General features: G+C 69.2%; 20 protein-coding genes and 3 pseudogenes. 10 read left to right on the top strand and 13 right to left on the bottom strand.

The window, feature by feature from the left end:
* The first annotated feature begins 228 nt into the window (after positions 1-228).
* From BUB97_RS26175 to BUB97_RS08940, 3 genes are all read left to right on the top strand, one after another.
* On the top strand, positions 229-378 hold the full coding sequence (locus BUB97_RS26175; RefSeq protein ID WP_175562596.1) for a hypothetical protein: 150 nt from the start codon (positions 229-231) through the stop codon (positions 376-378).
* Between the two features lie 136 nt (positions 379-514).
* Positions 515-775, top strand: a complete 261-nt coding sequence (locus BUB97_RS08945) for a DUF2934 domain-containing protein (RefSeq protein ID WP_073133812.1) — start codon at positions 515-517, stop codon at positions 773-775.
* An 87-nt stretch (positions 776-862) separates the two neighbouring features.
* Positions 863-2,653, top strand: coding sequence for a thiamine pyrophosphate-requiring protein (locus tag BUB97_RS08940; protein WP_073133810.1), 1,791 nt, complete (start codon positions 863-865; stop codon positions 2,651-2,653).
* 13 nt (positions 2,654-2,666) lie between these two features.
* Here the strand turns inward: BUB97_RS08940 and BUB97_RS08935 are convergent, their stop codons facing one another.
* The 4 genes from BUB97_RS08935 to BUB97_RS08925 all read right to left on the bottom strand — a co-directional run bounded on the left by BUB97_RS08935 (position 2,667) and on the right by BUB97_RS08925 (position 4,510).
* Positions 2,667-2,873, bottom strand: a complete 207-nt coding sequence (locus tag BUB97_RS08935) for a heavy-metal-associated domain-containing protein (protein WP_217659605.1) — start codon at positions 2,871-2,873, stop codon at positions 2,667-2,669.
* A gap of 58 nt (positions 2,874-2,931) precedes the next feature.
* Positions 2,932-3,630 (bottom strand): phosphoribosyltransferase, encoded by a 699-nt coding sequence (locus BUB97_RS08930; RefSeq protein ID WP_073133807.1) that lies wholly within the window; start codon positions 3,628-3,630, stop codon positions 2,932-2,934.
* A gap of 485 nt (positions 3,631-4,115) precedes the next feature.
* Positions 4,116-4,280 (bottom strand): hypothetical protein, encoded by a 165-nt coding sequence (locus BUB97_RS26170; RefSeq protein ID WP_175562595.1) that lies wholly within the window; start codon positions 4,278-4,280, stop codon positions 4,116-4,118.
* Positions 4,281-4,312: 32 nt separating this feature from the next.
* Positions 4,313-4,510 carry a hypothetical protein gene (locus tag BUB97_RS08925; protein WP_073133805.1) on the bottom strand — a complete coding sequence of 66 codons (198 nt, stop codon included), beginning with the start codon at positions 4,508-4,510 and terminating at the stop codon, positions 4,313-4,315.
* Between the two features lie 274 nt (positions 4,511-4,784).
* Here BUB97_RS08925 and BUB97_RS08920 point away from each other — a divergent pair, with 274 nt between their 5' ends.
* Together BUB97_RS08920 and BUB97_RS26165 are read left to right on the top strand one after the other, a co-directional pair.
* On the top strand, positions 4,785-5,117 hold the full coding sequence (locus BUB97_RS08920) for a hypothetical protein (protein WP_073133803.1): 333 nt from the start codon (positions 4,785-4,787) through the stop codon (positions 5,115-5,117).
* A gap of 231 nt (positions 5,118-5,348) precedes the next feature.
* A complete protein-coding gene (locus tag BUB97_RS26165; protein ID WP_175562592.1) occupies positions 5,349-5,636 on the top strand; it encodes a hypothetical protein in 288 nt (95 codons plus the stop codon).
* On the opposite strand, the pseudogene BUB97_RS26820 reads toward BUB97_RS26165, so the two are convergent.
* From BUB97_RS26820 to BUB97_RS08905, 3 genes and pseudogenes are all read right to left on the bottom strand, one after another.
* Positions 5,524-6,333, bottom strand: a pseudogene (locus BUB97_RS26820) (phage portal protein); the annotation flags it as partial. The gene BUB97_RS26165 and the pseudogene BUB97_RS26820 sit on opposite strands and share 113 nt — an antisense overlap.
* 71 nt (positions 6,334-6,404) lie before the next feature.
* Positions 6,405-6,638: a phage head-tail joining protein gene (locus tag BUB97_RS08910; protein ID WP_073133801.1), complete on the bottom strand. Its 234-nt coding sequence runs from the start codon at positions 6,636-6,638 to the stop codon at positions 6,405-6,407.
* Between the two features lie 13 nt (positions 6,639-6,651).
* Positions 6,652-7,605 (bottom strand): annotated as a pseudogene (locus tag BUB97_RS08905) (terminase gpA endonuclease subunit); the annotation flags it as partial.
* 129 nt (positions 7,606-7,734) lie between these two features.
* Here BUB97_RS08905 and BUB97_RS08900 point away from each other — a divergent pair.
* From BUB97_RS08900 to BUB97_RS25465, 3 genes are all read left to right on the top strand, one after another.
* On the top strand, positions 7,735-7,950 hold the full coding sequence (locus BUB97_RS08900; RefSeq protein WP_073133799.1) for a hypothetical protein: 216 nt from the start codon (positions 7,735-7,737) through the stop codon (positions 7,948-7,950).
* 19 nt (positions 7,951-7,969) lie between these two features.
* A complete protein-coding gene (locus tag BUB97_RS08895) occupies positions 7,970-8,230 on the top strand; it encodes a hypothetical protein (protein ID WP_073133797.1) in 261 nt (86 codons plus the stop codon).
* A gap of 363 nt (positions 8,231-8,593) precedes the next feature.
* Positions 8,594-9,364, top strand: a complete 771-nt coding sequence (locus BUB97_RS25465) for a PEP-CTERM sorting domain-containing protein (RefSeq protein WP_175562594.1) — start codon at positions 8,594-8,596, stop codon at positions 9,362-9,364.
* 67 nt (positions 9,365-9,431) lie between these two features.
* On the opposite strand, the gene BUB97_RS08885 is transcribed toward BUB97_RS25465, so the two are convergent.
* From BUB97_RS08885 to BUB97_RS08865, 5 genes are all read right to left on the bottom strand, one after another.
* Positions 9,432-10,181 (bottom strand): BON domain-containing protein, encoded by a 750-nt coding sequence (locus BUB97_RS08885; protein ID WP_073133793.1) that lies wholly within the window; start codon positions 10,179-10,181, stop codon positions 9,432-9,434.
* Positions 10,182-10,196: 15 nt separating this feature from the next.
* A complete protein-coding gene (locus BUB97_RS08880) occupies positions 10,197-10,685 on the bottom strand; it encodes a hypothetical protein (RefSeq protein WP_073133790.1) in 489 nt (162 codons plus the stop codon).
* 10 nt (positions 10,686-10,695) lie between these two features.
* Complete coding sequence (locus BUB97_RS08875) at positions 10,696-11,664, bottom strand: hypothetical protein (protein WP_073133788.1); 969 nt, start codon at positions 11,662-11,664, stop codon at positions 10,696-10,698.
* On the bottom strand, positions 11,661-11,849 hold the full coding sequence (locus BUB97_RS08870) for a hypothetical protein (RefSeq protein WP_073133786.1): 189 nt from the start codon (positions 11,847-11,849) through the stop codon (positions 11,661-11,663). Before BUB97_RS08870 ends, BUB97_RS08875 begins: the two co-directional genes overlap by 4 nt.
* Positions 11,850-11,975: 126 nt before the next feature.
* Positions 11,976-12,662: a hypothetical protein gene (locus BUB97_RS08865; protein WP_073133784.1), complete on the bottom strand. Its 687-nt coding sequence runs from the start codon at positions 12,660-12,662 to the stop codon at positions 11,976-11,978.
* 15 nt (positions 12,663-12,677) lie between these two features.
* On the opposite strand from BUB97_RS08865, the gene BUB97_RS08860 reads away from it, so the two are divergent.
* Both BUB97_RS08860 and BUB97_RS27220 read left to right on the top strand, forming a co-directional pair.
* Positions 12,678-13,052: a hypothetical protein gene (locus tag BUB97_RS08860; protein ID WP_073133782.1), complete on the top strand. Its 375-nt coding sequence runs from the start codon at positions 12,678-12,680 to the stop codon at positions 13,050-13,052.
* Positions 13,045-13,242: pseudogene (locus tag BUB97_RS27220) on the top strand (helix-turn-helix transcriptional regulator); the annotation flags it as partial. The gene BUB97_RS08860 and the pseudogene BUB97_RS27220, both read left to right, overlap by 8 nt.
* A 189-nt stretch (positions 13,243-13,431) precedes the next feature.
* On the opposite strand, the gene BUB97_RS08850 reads toward BUB97_RS27220, so the two are convergent.
* Positions 13,432-13,622 (bottom strand): transposase (locus BUB97_RS08850; protein WP_175562593.1); only part of this gene is annotated, 191 nt, incomplete at its 5' end.

The raw sequence follows: 13,622 nt of genomic DNA, 5'->3' as shown, positions 1-13,622 counted from the left end.
GGCACGCGGCGCATTGGTCCGCCCCCTCGCACCCGGTTCTGGCCACGGCCGGGATGAGGGCGGGGACCGCGCAGCTTCTCGCCGTCGGCGAGGCAAAACCAGATTGTCTGCCCTTATAGGTTGAGCCTGGCCGCCTGGCACCTCCTTTCGCAGGCGGGACGGGTATGGATCAACGGCCGGCTTCCTTCTGCGTTACGCCTCGCATCACGGCAGACGAGGTGACAGGTCATGGCCACGGGCATGGGAAGTGGGAACAAGGCGCAGAGCACCGGCGCCCCGGCGGCGCGCGCGCCGGATGGCATGCTGGCCCTGCTGTTGGTTGGCGTTCTGGTGGTCGGCGGTTTCGCCGCCTTCGCGCTGATCGCCTCGATCGGCTGAGCCGGCGGCCGAGCGGGGCGGCTGAGCGGGGCCGCCCCGCCAGCCTGGCCGGCTCAAACTCACGCGAGGCCATCCCAGGTTATTCCAGACGCGGCTCCCGGGTGGCAACGCCGGGGCCCTTGCCGAGGATCAGCCCATGCCGGACGCGAACCGCATCCGCGAGCGTGCCTACCAGCTCTGGGAAAGCGCCGGACGGCCGGATGGGCAGCATGATGCGCATTGGGCACAGGCCGAGCAGGAGATGGCCGCCGGCGAGGAGGCTTCGCCGACCATGACGGCGCCGGATGATGGCGGCGCCTCCCCAGGGGAAGCGGCGGCCGCGGCGAAGGCTGTCGAGGGGCCGGACGGCCGGCAGGGTCAGGCAGCCTCGCTCGGGAATTCCGTCACCCTCCGCTGATCGGAGCCGCGGGTCCGACAGGACTTTATCCGCGCGGCCCGGCGTGCCGGCGGGTGCCGATGCCTTCATGCAGGAACGAGGACCGCCATGGCGAAGAAGGTTGGCGATTTCTTCTGGGAGCGGCTGCACGCCTGGGGGGTGCGCCGTGTCTTCGGCTATCCTGGGGATGGCGTGAACGGGCTGCTCGCCGGTCTGCAGCGCTTCGGGACGGACAAGATCGAGTTCGTCCAGGCCCGGCATGAGGAGATGGCGGCCTTCATGGCCACCGCCCATGCGAAGTTCACCGGCGAGGTGGGCGTGTGCATCGCCACCAGCGGGCCGGGCGCGACGCATCTGATCACCGGCATGTACGACGCCGCCTCGGACCATGTTCCCGTGCTGGCCATTGCCGGGCAGTCGGCGCGCATGGCGGTGGGCGGGCATTACCAGCAGGAGGTCGACCTCCTCTCGGCCTACAAGGATGTGGCCGGGGCCTTCGTGCAGCAGGCCATGGTGCCCGCGCAGATGCGGCACCTGGTGGACCGTGCCATGCGCACCGCCATGGGCGAGCGGCGGGTGACGGCGCTGATCGTGCCGAACGACCTGGCGGACGAGCCCTATGAGGACCCGCCCCATGCGCACAGCACCATCCATTCCGGCGTGGGCTGGACCCCGCCGCGGGTGATCCCGCGCGACGAGGACCTGCGCCGCGCGGCCGCCGTGCTGAACGAGGGCAAGAAGGTCGCCATGCTCGTCGGCGCCGGCGCGGCGGGTGCGGTGGAGGAGCTGATCGCGGTGGCGGACCGGCTCGGCGCCGGGGCGGCGAAGGCGCTGCTGGGCAAGGCCGTGCTGCCAGACGACCTGCCCTGGGTGACCGGCACCATCGGCCTGCTGGGCACGCGGCCGAGCTGGGACCTGATGCAGGAATGCGACACGCTGCTGATGGTGGGGTCGAGCTTTCCCTGGTCCGAGTTCCTGCCGAAGGAAGGCCAGGCGCGCGGCGTGCAGATCGACCTGCAGCCCGCCATGCTGAGCCTGCGCTACCCAATGGAGGTACCGCTGACGGGCGATGCCGCCGAGACGCTGCGCGCGCTGCTGCCCTTGCTGGAGCAGAAGACCGATACGGGATGGCGCGACGGCATCGCCGGCTGGAACGAGGACTGGCGGGAGCTGCTGGAGAAGCGTGCCCAGGCCTCGGCGGACCCGGTGAACCCGCAGCTTCCCTTCCAGGAACTGTCCAAGCGCTTGCCGGAGCGCGTGATCCTGACGAGCGATTCCGGTTCCTGCGCGAACTGGTTCGCGCGCAACCTGCAGATGCGGCGCGGGATGATGGCCTCGCTCTCCGGCGGGCTCGCCAGCATGGGCGCCGCGGTGCCCTATGCGATCGCGGCCAAGATGGCCCATCCGGACCGGCCGGTGATCGCCATGGCGGGCGACGGCGCCATGCAGATGAACAACATGGCCGAGCTGATCACCGTGGCGAAGTACTGGCGCAGCTGGTCCAACCCGACCTGGATCTGCCTTGTGCTCAATAACCAGGACCTGACGGAGGTGACCTGGGAGCAGCGGGTGATGGAGGGCATGCCGAAATTTGAGGAGACGCAGCGGATCCCGGACTTTCCCTATCATCGCTTCGCCGAGCTGGCCGGGCTGCGCGGCCTCTTCGTGGAGGACCCGGCGAAGGTGGCCGGGGCGCTGGACGAGGCGCTGGCCTCGGACCGGCCGGTGGTGCTGGAGGTGCGGACCGACCCCAACGTGCCGCCGCTGCCGCCGCACACCACGCTTCAGCAGGCGGGCAGCTTCGCCTCGGCCCTGCTAAGGGACCCCGAAAAGGGCAGCGTGATCCTGGATACCGCGCGGCAGGTGGTGAACGCCGTCCTGCCGGGAAAGAAGGGGTAAGGCGGCCGGGCGGTCAGCCGCCCAGCCGCTCGGCATGCCAGCCATCCCGCAGGAGATGCTCGGCGAGGGCCACGGCGTCCAGGCTGGCCCGCTCCACCGTCACTTCCCGCTTTTCCAGATCCACCTGGGCCTCGGCCTGCGGGTCGGCATCGCGGATGGTGGCGGCGACGCCCTTGGCGCAGCCGCCGCAGGTCATGTTTGGGATATGGAAGCGGATCATGGCGTGCTCCTCATGCTATGGGCCGCTTCCACAGATGGGCCTTCCCACCGTGTCAGGGTCAAGGGCCGGAGGGGTGGGGACGGTTCGCGGGCCGGTCCCCGCTACCGTGGCCGCGCAGGGCTGCCCCGTCGAGCAACGCGATGACCTCCGAGTCCTCGGTCTGGCGGAAATCCTCGTAGAAGCGCCCGACGGCCATGAAATCCGCGGGCGTGTGCAGGAACACCGCCTCGTCGCAGAGCGTGCCCAGCGGACCGGCCAGCTCGGGAGGCGCGACGGGTATGGCGAGCACCACGCGCCGGGCCTCGCCACCCGCGGCGAGGGCACGAAGCGCGGCGCGCATGGTGGCGCCGGTGGCGATGCCGTCATCCACCAGGATGACGGTCCGGCCCCTGATCGGGACGGGCGGGCGGCCGCGACCGTAGACCATCCGGCGCCTCTCGATCTCGGCGAGCTGCCGCGCGGCCTCCTGCTCGATATGGTCATCGGGGATGCGGAGCTGCCGGATGATCTCCTCGTTGCGCAGGATCTCCGGTTGCGGGCCGCCGACCACGGCGCCGGCGGCAAGTTCCGGCTGGCCCGGGGACCCGATCTTGCGCACCAGCAGCAAGTCGAGCGGCGCGCCGAGCGCGGTGGCGATCTCGGCCGCGACGGGAACGCCGCCACGCGGCAGGGCGAGCACGACCGGATGCTCGTCATGCAGGTGGGAGAGGCGCCGGGCGAGTTGCCGCCCGGCATCGGCACGGTCGTGGAAGCGCATGGCGGGGCTCCCCTGTGCTGGCGAATGGCCTGCCGGATAACCGGGGATGGCGGATTTGGTTCCCGCCCGCGAGGCTTCGGCTTCCTGTCCGGCCGGGCGGCGCGTTCCGCCTCCGCGGGCCGTTTTCCGTCCCGGCGCAAGCCGCTTTCCCGCCGCCGCCCCCCTGCCGGATCGGCGGCCGACAAGGGCAGCGTGCCCGCTACTCCGCCACGGATCGGCCGGCGCCGGAGGCCATCCAGCGGCGTGAGAACTGGTGCCACAGATCGGGTTCCCCGGCCGGCTCCGCCGCTGGCCGGAAGGAGACGGCCGCCGGGGGCAGGAGGCTATCAAAGGAAGCTGCCGCGCCTGGGGGCCGGAATGGCTCCCCTGGCGGTGGGAACGGGAGTGCGCGGCCGGTCGGCCAGGTGATGCGGATCATGATGGGGGGTCCTTCGGCACCGCCGCTTCGCCCACCTTGGCGTGAAGCGGCGGGTCCATCCTCGGCATCAGCCGTCTTTGCCGGGTTCCGCCGCTGCGTCGTGTTGGCCGCCCCGGCTCCAGGCCCTGGACGGGACGGGGCCGGCGATGAAATCCGCCTCCGGGGCGGCGGGATGGGCCGCCCCGCCGACGAGGGCCGAGGCAAGCGCGCCCAGGGTGAACAGTTCGAACATGATCGATCTCCCGTGAACCGGCGCCGCGCGGGCTAGGCGCCCTGGCGGCTCATATCGAAGTTGGCGCCGCCCTTCGGGCTGGTGTCGGCCAGCGGGGTGCGGCTGTCGGGCTGCGGCCAGGTGGGAGAGGAGCTGGGACCCGCGACGTAATCCTCGCCCTCGGCGAAGGACGGGGTGGCCGCGCCGGCGATCAGCGTGACGGCCAGGACGGCGGCGAAGAGCTTGCGCATGATGTGTCTCCGTTGGGTGTCGCGGCGAAGCGCCGCGGCTCGTTGGGGGAGAATTGGTCCGTCGCGCGCTGCCTCTCCAATGCCGGTCGTTTATGGTCTGCATGCACCGGCGCTATGCGGGGCGGTGCTAGGGCGATGCCGATGACGGGGGCTGGCGCGCCTCCGGTGGCGATGTCCGGCGGGTTTTTGGCCCCGCTGGAACGGATCGCGAACTCGTGCTATGGGATGCAGGCCCCCCCGGCGACCCACCCCGGCCCGAACCGAGGACGAGATCATGGCCCAGAAGCGCTCTCCGTCGCCCCAGCGGGCGGCGATGCAGCGGATTGTCGAGGTGCTGGCGCGCGGCGCCGGGCCCGAGCGTATGGACCGCGAGGTGGATGCGATCGTGGTGCAGCTGCGCGCCGCCGGCGATGCCGAGGAGGTGCAGACCTGGCTGGAGGAGCTGCGCGACGGCTTCGCCGAGAATGCTGAATCCGCCGCGGAGGCGGTGGATGAGATCGAGAGCACCGAGAAGGCCGCCCGCCGCAATGCGGAGCGGGCCGCCGCGGCGATGGGGGCCTGCCGTGACGCCTTCACCCGGCATCTCAGAACGCCTGTGGCCGCGTGATCGGCGGAAGGGTGCCGCAGTTGGGGGGCGTGGGCGCTTGCGGCCACTGAGAGCGGTGCCGCTTGCCCCGCGGTGGCCGCGGGCCATGGCCGTGAGTGAACTTCCCCTTCCGGCCCCGTGCGAGGCCCGGCTTCTCGCAGATGCGTCCGGGCGGGCCTCGTGAAACTTTCCTGTGAAGGTTCGCGCGCAAACTCTTGCATTTAAGGGGCGTTAAGCTGGGCCGACACGATATTGCACCGCATCATGGTGCCGGAAAGTGAGGCGCAGATTTCCCGTCAGCGGACCAATCTTCTGGAAGAAGCAGCGGCCTGCGAGCATCTGGCCCGGCTGACACACTTCAGGCCCGAGCGTGAGGCGCTGCTCCGCCGTGCGGAGATGTTCCGGCGGGAGGCGGATGGCCTGGAGATCAGCAGTGCCCCATCCCACGCGCTGGAGCGTCCGTCATGGGCGTGCCTGGCCGAGGTGCGGCCGGCGTTCCAGGGCCGGGCGATGCGGGCCGGGGTGAGTTCTTCCGTGTGACCGGAGGGGGAGGGGTCAGGTGGCCGCTTCCCGTTGGGGGCTGATGAGGTCGGCAGCGGGGGAAACCGAGGAACGATCGGGGGCGGGTGAGCCGATCTATGCGGGTGTGCTGGCGGAGAAAGTGCGACTCGGTACAGGCGGTCTCCAGGCTGGAGCCTTGGAGAGCAGGCCGAGGGTTCGGCGAAGCGGTGGCCCCACCCGGCAGAACCCAGGACGCGCCGGGATGCACGCGGTGCAGCCAGTAGCCGACCGGCTCGCCAGCCTCACCGAGGCCAATGCCCTGCAGGGTGGGGACGCCCTCGATGACGCCCTGCCGCGCCGTGTCGAGGTGATCGCTCTCCAGCAGCTGGAGCCGCAGGCCGATAAGGTTCGCCGGCGTGATATCGGCCGGCAGCAGGCGCACGAAGCATTCGCCGCTCTCCACCACCGCGCGCATGACCAGCGCCTGGAGGCCATAGAGATCGAGCCGCCCCTCGGCATCGCAGGCGGTGCTGTCGGACCAGCGGCGCCGGGCCTCGGCATGTGGCTTGTCCGGCCAGCGGGTGGTGATGCCGGCACCCACCGCGTTGCCGGTCCAGAGATCGACGATGCGGGCGGCATACGGGTGTTTGCGGACAGCGTCGCGGGCGCGTCGTGCGACGGTAGATGCGGCGGCGCCGACCTCGGCTGTGGCGCTGCCGCCGGAGGCCGCCCAGCTCGAGGCGCGGCTGTCCTGGGCCGCGGCATAGCCGCGGAGTGCATGCTAGGCATCGCGGAAGCGGCCCATCATCAGCTTCCCTCGCGAGAGAAGCTGGCGAAGGTCACGTTGGGGCGACGCGCGGCGCTGTTTTCCGCCGCGTGCAGGACGGAGAGCGCACGGCCGAGCTCATCCAGCGAGCGGTATTCCACGGTGCGGCCATCGAAGGTCACGCGGGTGGTGCCGCCGGTGAAGGCGGCGGCCAGCACGGCGGCACGCGTGCCGACAGGCTGCGCCAGCGCCCAGGCGAGGACGGTCGGATCCATGAACGTCCTCCTTTCAGCGAAGCCAGCCATTGCGTGGCGCGAGCCAGCCGCGCGGGCGTGTGGTGCTGGCGGCAGGCGCAGCACCATCGGCAGGGGTGGGTGCGGCGGGTTCCGCGGCGGGGAGCGACAGCGCATCCGCCATCCGCGCCCAAGGCCCGTCGCCCCAACCGTCCATGCCGAGCGCGGCGGCAGCGGCGCGGGCATAGACCCGGCAGTCCAGCGCCTCGTTGCGCTCGCGCGTCTTGACCCATTCCAGCCGGCGAAGCCCGTTGCGGCCGGCGCGGGCGACGAACTGCTCAGCCGTGAGCTGGCGGCAGAACTCCTCACCGGCCGCGTGTAGCGGCAGGTGGACAAAGCCTGGCGGGAACGGATCGCCGCTTTCCGCGGTCGGCCGCTCCAGCTTCAGCCGGCCATAGGTCTCGCCCTTCAGGAAGGAGGACCCCACCGGCCACACCTTCAGTCCGCCCAGCTTGCGGCCGTTCCGCCGCACCTCCGTGGCCGAGGGCTGGCCGATCGCAGCCCGCAGCCCGTCCTGGCCCTTCACGGCAATGGCGCGGCCGGCACCGGCCCGCCGCACGAAGGCATAGACCTCGGCGGTGGTCATGCCGTCGCCACTGTCGATCGCCGTCATGGCGAGGCCGAGCCGGTGGCCAGACGCGTGCCGCCAGGTCTCGCCCAACATGCCGCGCAGCTCGTCCCAGACCGCCGCCTCGAAGGGATTGCCCACCAGGATGCGGTGCTCGATCAGCCAGGACCGCCGATCCTGCGCCGAGGCCCAAATGCTGGCCTCGAGGCGGTCGCGCTGCACATCCACGCCGGCGGTCAGCAGCAGCCCCTCGGCCGCGACCGTGCCAGGGGCCCATTCCTCCCGCCGATCGTAGAGCCGCTGCCAATCCGGTGCCTCGCCACTCTCCTGCCAGGTCTCGCCCAGGACCGTGTTCTTGAAGGTTTTGATGGCGCGGTCGTCGCCCTCGTCTTCTCCAGATTGTCAGGGGTGCCCGGCTGACCGCCCGGGCGGCGGATGCACAAAATGAGGGTAAGCGAACGATCCGTGCCGGGCGGCTCGGCACCTCGTCTTCGCTACTGAGGAGCCTTGATGGCTGAAGACATTCCCCCAGGCAGCGCCCGGGTACTCGCTCTTCGCCCGATCCTCGATCCGAGGAATGGCACGGAGGTCACGCTGGTCAGCTATGAGACCCAGCTCGGCCGCTTCTATGCTCTGCTGGAGCCAAGCGGGCCGCATAAGTCAGAGATCCATCGGGCCGCGAGAGAGCGGACTGTGGTGCCGATGCTTCTCCTCAGCGACGGCTGACCTGTGCTGAAGTGCCTGAATGATTGAGATAGTCCGTCCACCGCTGCCGGCGGGCTACGTCAGGATCCTCAGTGTCAAGGATATGAAGGATCCTTGGACAGGCGAGCAGAAGGTCGCCGTGCTCTACGAAGAGGCTAGCCGCAGCTGCCTCGTCATGATGACGAAGGAGCGTTGCGCCGAGTTGCGGCTGCGCAAGGTGGCCAGCGAGGGCTGGATGATCCCGAAGCCTCACTGGCGGCACATGTCGGGCGACCCGCAGCACTCGGGATCGGGAGCCTGAGACACAGGCGCTACAGCCGCGGTCCTGGCTCTCGCCTATACGGCATGTGAATGGTGATCGCTCAGCTCCAATCTCGACATTGGGACGCCGCGCAGCGATCGAGGCCGGCCTTCACGTCGTCCGCGTCGGTTCACAATACCCGCCGAATGCGAGCCGATCTATGTTCGCTCGCAATCTTAGATGTCGAGCCTTACATTTGAGCCCTGAACACGAGGGAACAGATGGAATTCCATTGACCGGAGCAGATCGCGATCCCTACCGTGCCCTCTGTTGCGACTTGGCAAGGAGGAGCATGCTATGCCTAGCTCTTGGATTGCTGGCTCGTCGTTTCGAGAGAGCTGTCTCAGCGATACTTTCCGCAGAATGCGACAGGTCGCCTCACTGGCGAGGCTTGCGATCGCAGCGTTCCTTTTCATGGCGGGGAGTCCAGCTCGAGCGGATTGGGTCCGCTGGGACATTCAACTCGATCACGTGTTCGATCGCTTGAAGAATGGCACGCTCCTAATGCCGCCAACCGATGCGCTCGGGGCGACACCAAAGCAGATCGGCTTCTTCCAGGTTGATGCGGGACGACTGGCAAGTCCCGGCGGATGGAGCATCTCAGCAAATTCGATGCAGCCCCAGGTGGATTGGCAAGGCCTGGGACTGAACGACTTCCAGGTAACGCCTGGCACGTTCAACATCGGGCTGGATCACCTTATGCCCGCATCCCCCTCGCCCAGTTTGCTCTGGGAGCTGGAAATCGCCGTCCCGCGGATCCAGGATCCCACAAATCCACCACAGGACGCTCGACCGGTCGTCTTCAATCTGACCCTGGATCTCCGTCCTCTTGGATTCGACCTCATGACGCTGGCCTTGGGAAGCTGGCCTAACCCACCATTCGCTAGCACTCCGGCTGGAGGAATGACGGGCGAGTATGAGAAGGAGGGCATTCGCTACGAAGGATCATCCATCTTCCCTTGTGTTCCCGGGCAGGGACCAGGCGGAGTTCAGTACGGCTCCTGCCTTCTCGTCGCTAACTTGACGGAGCCGAGATACGTCCCGACGCCCGAACCTGCGACACTTGCAATCCTTGGTACAGGGCTGCTTGGGCTTGTTGGTCTTACTCGCGCGCGACGCAAGGATGCCGCCTAACACAGAGCTTTACGGGATGCGGCGATGCTCGGCCTTCAACACTCGGGCCAACATCGCCGCATCAGATCTACAATGCAGGCCTCATTACACTGGCAGAGACATTCATTTCGTCTACCACCCACTTTACACCGTCGATGCGGCTGGCGAGCACGCACATACCCCTTCTGATCTCGTCCGATCGAACGATGCCATACAGCCGTACAACTCCATCCCGGACATCGACGAACACGAAGGCGCCCTCTGACCAGGGCTGCCGTCCGCGCTCAACTTCGATCGCTCGCAGAATCCGCTCGTCCTCGATCTTGGTACCCGCCTTGATCGTCGCTGGCGGGTCTAGAAGTGCCTTCAGAAGGTCCGCCCTCGAAACCAGTCCTACTAGACGCCCCTGACGCAGCACTGGCATCCGCTTCAGCCGCTTCTCTTCAAGCACATGTGCAACGCAGGCCGCGTAGATGGCTGCCGTGGGCGTGAAGGGCGCCGCGATCCACGCCGCGGCCGACATCGCTCCCCAGAGGCCGGAGAGCCAGCCGGCGCAGATCCAGCGCGGCCATTTCAGATAGGGCACGCCGCGGTCGCTCGCGATGGCGGCACCGCACTGGAAGGCACCGCCGCCGATGCCGGCCCATTTCCAGAAGTCCTCCGGCCGCACCTCGGAGAGGACCACGATGGAGCCGAAGGCCGGGCCGTCGCACCAGTCCACCCAGAGCAGGAGGAAGAAGACGGCCGTGAAGAAGCCGAAGATGACCTCGAACACCCATGGCTCCCGCTCGAAGAGGAAGCGGAAGGTGCGATAGGCAAGCCGCATAGGGGTGGGCATGGACCTCTCCACCTGTCAGACGCTTACCGCGGCAGCGGCCCGGAACAGGTCGTCCAGCTGCTGCTCGGTAAGCTTCAGGACGGTGGCAAGGTCCGCGATGAGGGGACTGGCCCGCACGAAGCTGGCCTTCACCCAGGCCTCCCGGAGCGTCACCGCGCCGAGGGTGTCGCCGGCCTCCTCCATGGCGGCCGCCTTAGCCTCCACCGCCGCGGCCGCCGCATCGAACAGGCCGGCATGGCGGAGGGCGGTGTGGGCCTGAAAGTTGGTCACCTCGGGCGGGACCGGCGCGGCATCCCCCATCCAGGAGCCGTGCAGCACCCGGGACAGCTGCGGGCCCATGGAGAGCACGCCGGGGGGCAGGGGGAGGGGCTCCGGCGCCCGCACAGTGGCGTAGGCGACGCCATCCAGCACGAGCGGGCCGATGACATTCGCCTGGCCGGCCAGGGCGGCAGCCATGGCGGCGGGCGGGCCGTACCAGGCGTGATCGATGAAGGTGTCGCTCATGGTCGCTCCTCTAGGCGGCCAGGGCCTGGAGCGGCGCGCCGATGCGCTGCACCGCCAGCAGGTCCAGGGTGTCGAATTCCACGATGGCGGGGAACACCGCGTCTCCGTTGCGGGAGGACATCCAGCCCCGGTTCATCCCGATCGGCAGCTGGAGGCCGGCGAAGGAGAGTGGCGCGCGGGCATCGATGGTGATGAAGCATCCCGCCGGGCCCCAGCTCATGGCGAAGCGGTGGAGGGTGTTCGCTTGCACCCAGCCGCTCGCGGCGTCCTGCAGGTTCGCCCCGGCGCGCTGGCCCTGCGCCACGATTGCGCCGCCCGTCGCCACCCGGAACCAGATCCCGTTGGCGCTGGTGCCGTCCGTGATGCTGAGGACGGCCTGATAGGCAGCGGCCGGCACCGGCAGCAGGAAGGCCCCGTACAGCGTCCCCTGGGCGGCCGGAACCGCGAAGGTGGCGAAGTCGGCCGCGCGGGTGGCGGCCGAGCCCGCCGTGGTGATCCAGGAGGTGGGGAAGGTCCCTGCCTCCAGATTCGCGGAGCGCACGTCGCCGGTGACCGTGAGGGTCAGCGTGCCGGCGGCGGGCGTGAAGGCGAGGGACACGCGGTCATTCGCCCCAGTGCCGGTCAGGGAGCCGCTGGCGGCCTCGGACAGGGTCACGGTGCCGGTGCCCTCGAACGCCAGGACATGGGCTTGGGCCGTGACGCCGACGGACTGGGTCGCCAGCGCTGCCGAGTTCAGCAGCAGGTTGGTCCGCTGCAGGCCCTCGGTCAGCGTGCGGCGGGCAGGCCCCGTGCGGCGCAGGGCATTAGCGCCATAGCTCTCCCAGCCGGCGCCGCCGACCGGCCGCGCATTGGCCGCTGAGGCGCGGGCGATCTGCCCCGCGAAGCTGCTCGGCGCGACGATGCGCGTCACATCGCCCGCGTCGAACATGCCGCGCAGCGCCGGCCGGAGGACCGGCCGGAGAACCGGCCGCAGCGTCACGAGCCGAAGACCTTGTAAGCCACCAGACCGGCGCCGGTCAGCACCAGGCGGAACTCGCTCTTGCCGCGGTATCCCGCCTCGCCCTGCATGGAGCCGGCGGAGGTCAGGGTCGCGCCCGTGTCCACGCCGTTGCCGGTGTCGCCGGCAGCCCGCTCGTGGAGCCGCCAGGGTACCGGTGCCACCATCGCGCCAGATGCGGAAGGGGCCGGTCGGCGCGAACCAGTCAGAGTTGGGGCTGGCAGCCGTCAGGCTGCCCTCCGGGATGGCCATGCCATGCTCCTGCGATGTGGGTGGTGGTGAAGGGCCGGGCGTCAGCCCACGACGCGCAGCGTGCCGTCGCCGGCCTTGTAGAGGTTGCCGGGCACCATGCCGGCGGCCTGGGCGGCGGTGTCGTCGGGGTAGGTCGGGATGGTCGGGAGCCGCACGCCCCGGTTGTCCACGATGAACTGCCCGACGCCGGCGATGGCGAAGCCGATCAGGTTCGCGCCGAAGTACATGCCGTGGTTGTCGCTGCCCCGCCGGCCGACCGCGACGCTGGTGGCCGAGCCATCAGCGAGATTGATGCCGTGGGAGTAGTCGCGGCGCCGGGTGGCCTGGCTGACGCGCACCTCATAGCCGCCCGTCCCGCCGAGCAGGAATTGCGGGATGAAGCCGCCGATCAGCTCGTTGTCCACCATGGTGGTGTTGATGCCCTGATCCACGCCCAGGCCGCGCCAGCCGGTCGCCCGGTTGTTGATGAGGCGGTTGTTCTGGGACTTGATCGTCGCATCGTCCTGGGCGTTGGAGACGGCATAGGCATAACCCGAGGAGGGGTAGTTAGCGGCGACTGTGGGGTGGATGCCCGTGCTGTTGTTGTGGACCACGATGCAGTCCTGCGCGCCCTGGAGCACGACGATATAGGGCGACATCACCGCGACCGGCGTGACCCCGTCCGCCAGGAAGGCGCCCGCCTCGATCGAGAGGTTGTCCTGGACGGTGATGTTGCGGCCCTGGTCCACGCGCGCCAGGTCGGGGTGGCGGCCAGCTTCATCTCGGAGGTGGCGGGTGGGCGGCGGAACTTCACCGACCGCATCCTCGCCGCGATGGGCCTGCGGAAGGTGGTGGTCTACCGGCCGATCGGCGCCGCCGGCGCGGCCGCGCTTTCCTCCGGGCTGACCCGGACGGACCACAAGACGCTCCTCTGGCTCCGAGCGGACGGGAGGCCGCGCCAACGCAGCGAGAGGACAGGGGAATGGCGCCCGGGCCTGGCGGATCTCCGCCGCATGCGGGCCCTGCGCCTGGCCATGGAGATGCTGGACGGCTGGGCCGCCACCGAGGCGGGCCTTGCGGCGCGCGCGGAGCTGGCCGCGCCATGGGAGGAGGAAGGGGGAGGGGAAGGCAATGCCTGACGGGAGCAGCAATCTGCATCAGCTCGACACATCACCGGTTTTGGTTGTGTCAGACCCGTTCTTACGTGTCCGGGAGGTGATGGTCAGCACGGGCCTTGGGAGGTCCAGTAAATACCGCCGCGTTGCAGCTGGTACCTTCCCCGCTCCAAAGCAGATCGGGGGAGGCCAGGTGCGCTGGCGCACCTCCGAAGTGGAACTTTGGAAGGCGGAGCGGCACCCCGCTGGAGCTAAAGTCATTCCGCCATGCTTGGACCCAAAGCTTAGCAGGTCGCTGAATTACTCGGCGTTCTGGAGCGTTTTCCCGTCGGAGGGACCAGCGGCTTTGCGCGTCCGGCCCGTTCCTACGAGCGGCATGGACGCCGGATGCCGGTTTTCGGCTTCATGCTGCCAGCAGCCGGGGCAGTCGGGCCAGGTTGTTGGCGACCATCGTCAGGATGAAGCGGGATCGCACGCGTTCGATGCGACGATAGACGGTCTGGGCCATGCCGCCGACGGTCTTGGCCCAGCCGAAAGCCTCCTCGATGCGCTTGCGGTGTTTCTGGGACAGGGCATGGCTCTCGTGCCGGGTGG

It is taken from the genome of Muricoccus roseus (genome assembly GCF_900141905.1).
In the GTDB taxonomy this organism is placed as follows: domain Bacteria; phylum Pseudomonadota; class Alphaproteobacteria; order Acetobacterales; family Acetobacteraceae; genus Roseomonas; species Roseomonas rosea.
The sequence above is the reverse complement of the archived record's forward strand: the minus strand, read 5'-3'. Positions and strand labels throughout refer to the sequence as shown.

Coding starts and splice junctions, on each gene's coding strand:
- BUB97_RS26175 (WP_175562596.1), top strand. CDS start 229: ATGGCCACGGGCATGGGAAGTGGGAACAAGGCGCAGAGCACCGGCGCC.
- BUB97_RS08945 (WP_073133812.1), top strand. CDS start 515: ATGCCGGACGCGAACCGCATCCGCGAGCGTGCCTACCAGCTCTGGGAA.
- BUB97_RS08940 (WP_073133810.1), top strand. CDS start 863: ATGGCGAAGAAGGTTGGCGATTTCTTCTGGGAGCGGCTGCACGCCTGG.
- BUB97_RS08935 (WP_217659605.1), bottom strand. CDS start 2,873: ATGATCCGCTTCCATATCCCAAACATGACCTGCGGCGGCTGCGCCAAG.
- BUB97_RS08930 (WP_073133807.1), bottom strand. CDS start 3,630: ATGCGCTTCCACGACCGTGCCGATGCCGGGCGGCAACTCGCCCGGCGC.
- BUB97_RS26170 (WP_175562595.1), bottom strand. CDS start 4,280: ATGTTCGAACTGTTCACCCTGGGCGCGCTTGCCTCGGCCCTCGTCGGC.
- BUB97_RS08925 (WP_073133805.1), bottom strand. CDS start 4,510: ATGCGCAAGCTCTTCGCCGCCGTCCTGGCCGTCACGCTGATCGCCGGC.
- BUB97_RS08920 (WP_073133803.1), top strand. CDS start 4,785: ATGGCCCAGAAGCGCTCTCCGTCGCCCCAGCGGGCGGCGATGCAGCGG.
- BUB97_RS08910 (WP_073133801.1), bottom strand. CDS start 6,638: ATGGATCCGACCGTCCTCGCCTGGGCGCTGGCGCAGCCTGTCGGCACG.
- BUB97_RS08900 (WP_073133799.1), top strand. CDS start 7,735: ATGGCTGAAGACATTCCCCCAGGCAGCGCCCGGGTACTCGCTCTTCGC.
- BUB97_RS08895 (WP_073133797.1), top strand. CDS start 7,970: ATGATTGAGATAGTCCGTCCACCGCTGCCGGCGGGCTACGTCAGGATC.
- BUB97_RS25465 (WP_175562594.1), top strand. CDS start 8,594: ATGCGACAGGTCGCCTCACTGGCGAGGCTTGCGATCGCAGCGTTCCTT.
- BUB97_RS08885 (WP_073133793.1), bottom strand. CDS start 10,181: ATGCCCACCCCTATGCGGCTTGCCTATCGCACCTTCCGCTTCCTCTTC.
- BUB97_RS08880 (WP_073133790.1), bottom strand. CDS start 10,685: ATGAGCGACACCTTCATCGATCACGCCTGGTACGGCCCGCCCGCCGCC.
- BUB97_RS08870 (WP_073133786.1), bottom strand. CDS start 11,849: ATGGTGGCACCGGTACCCTGGCGGCTCCACGAGCGGGCTGCCGGCGAC.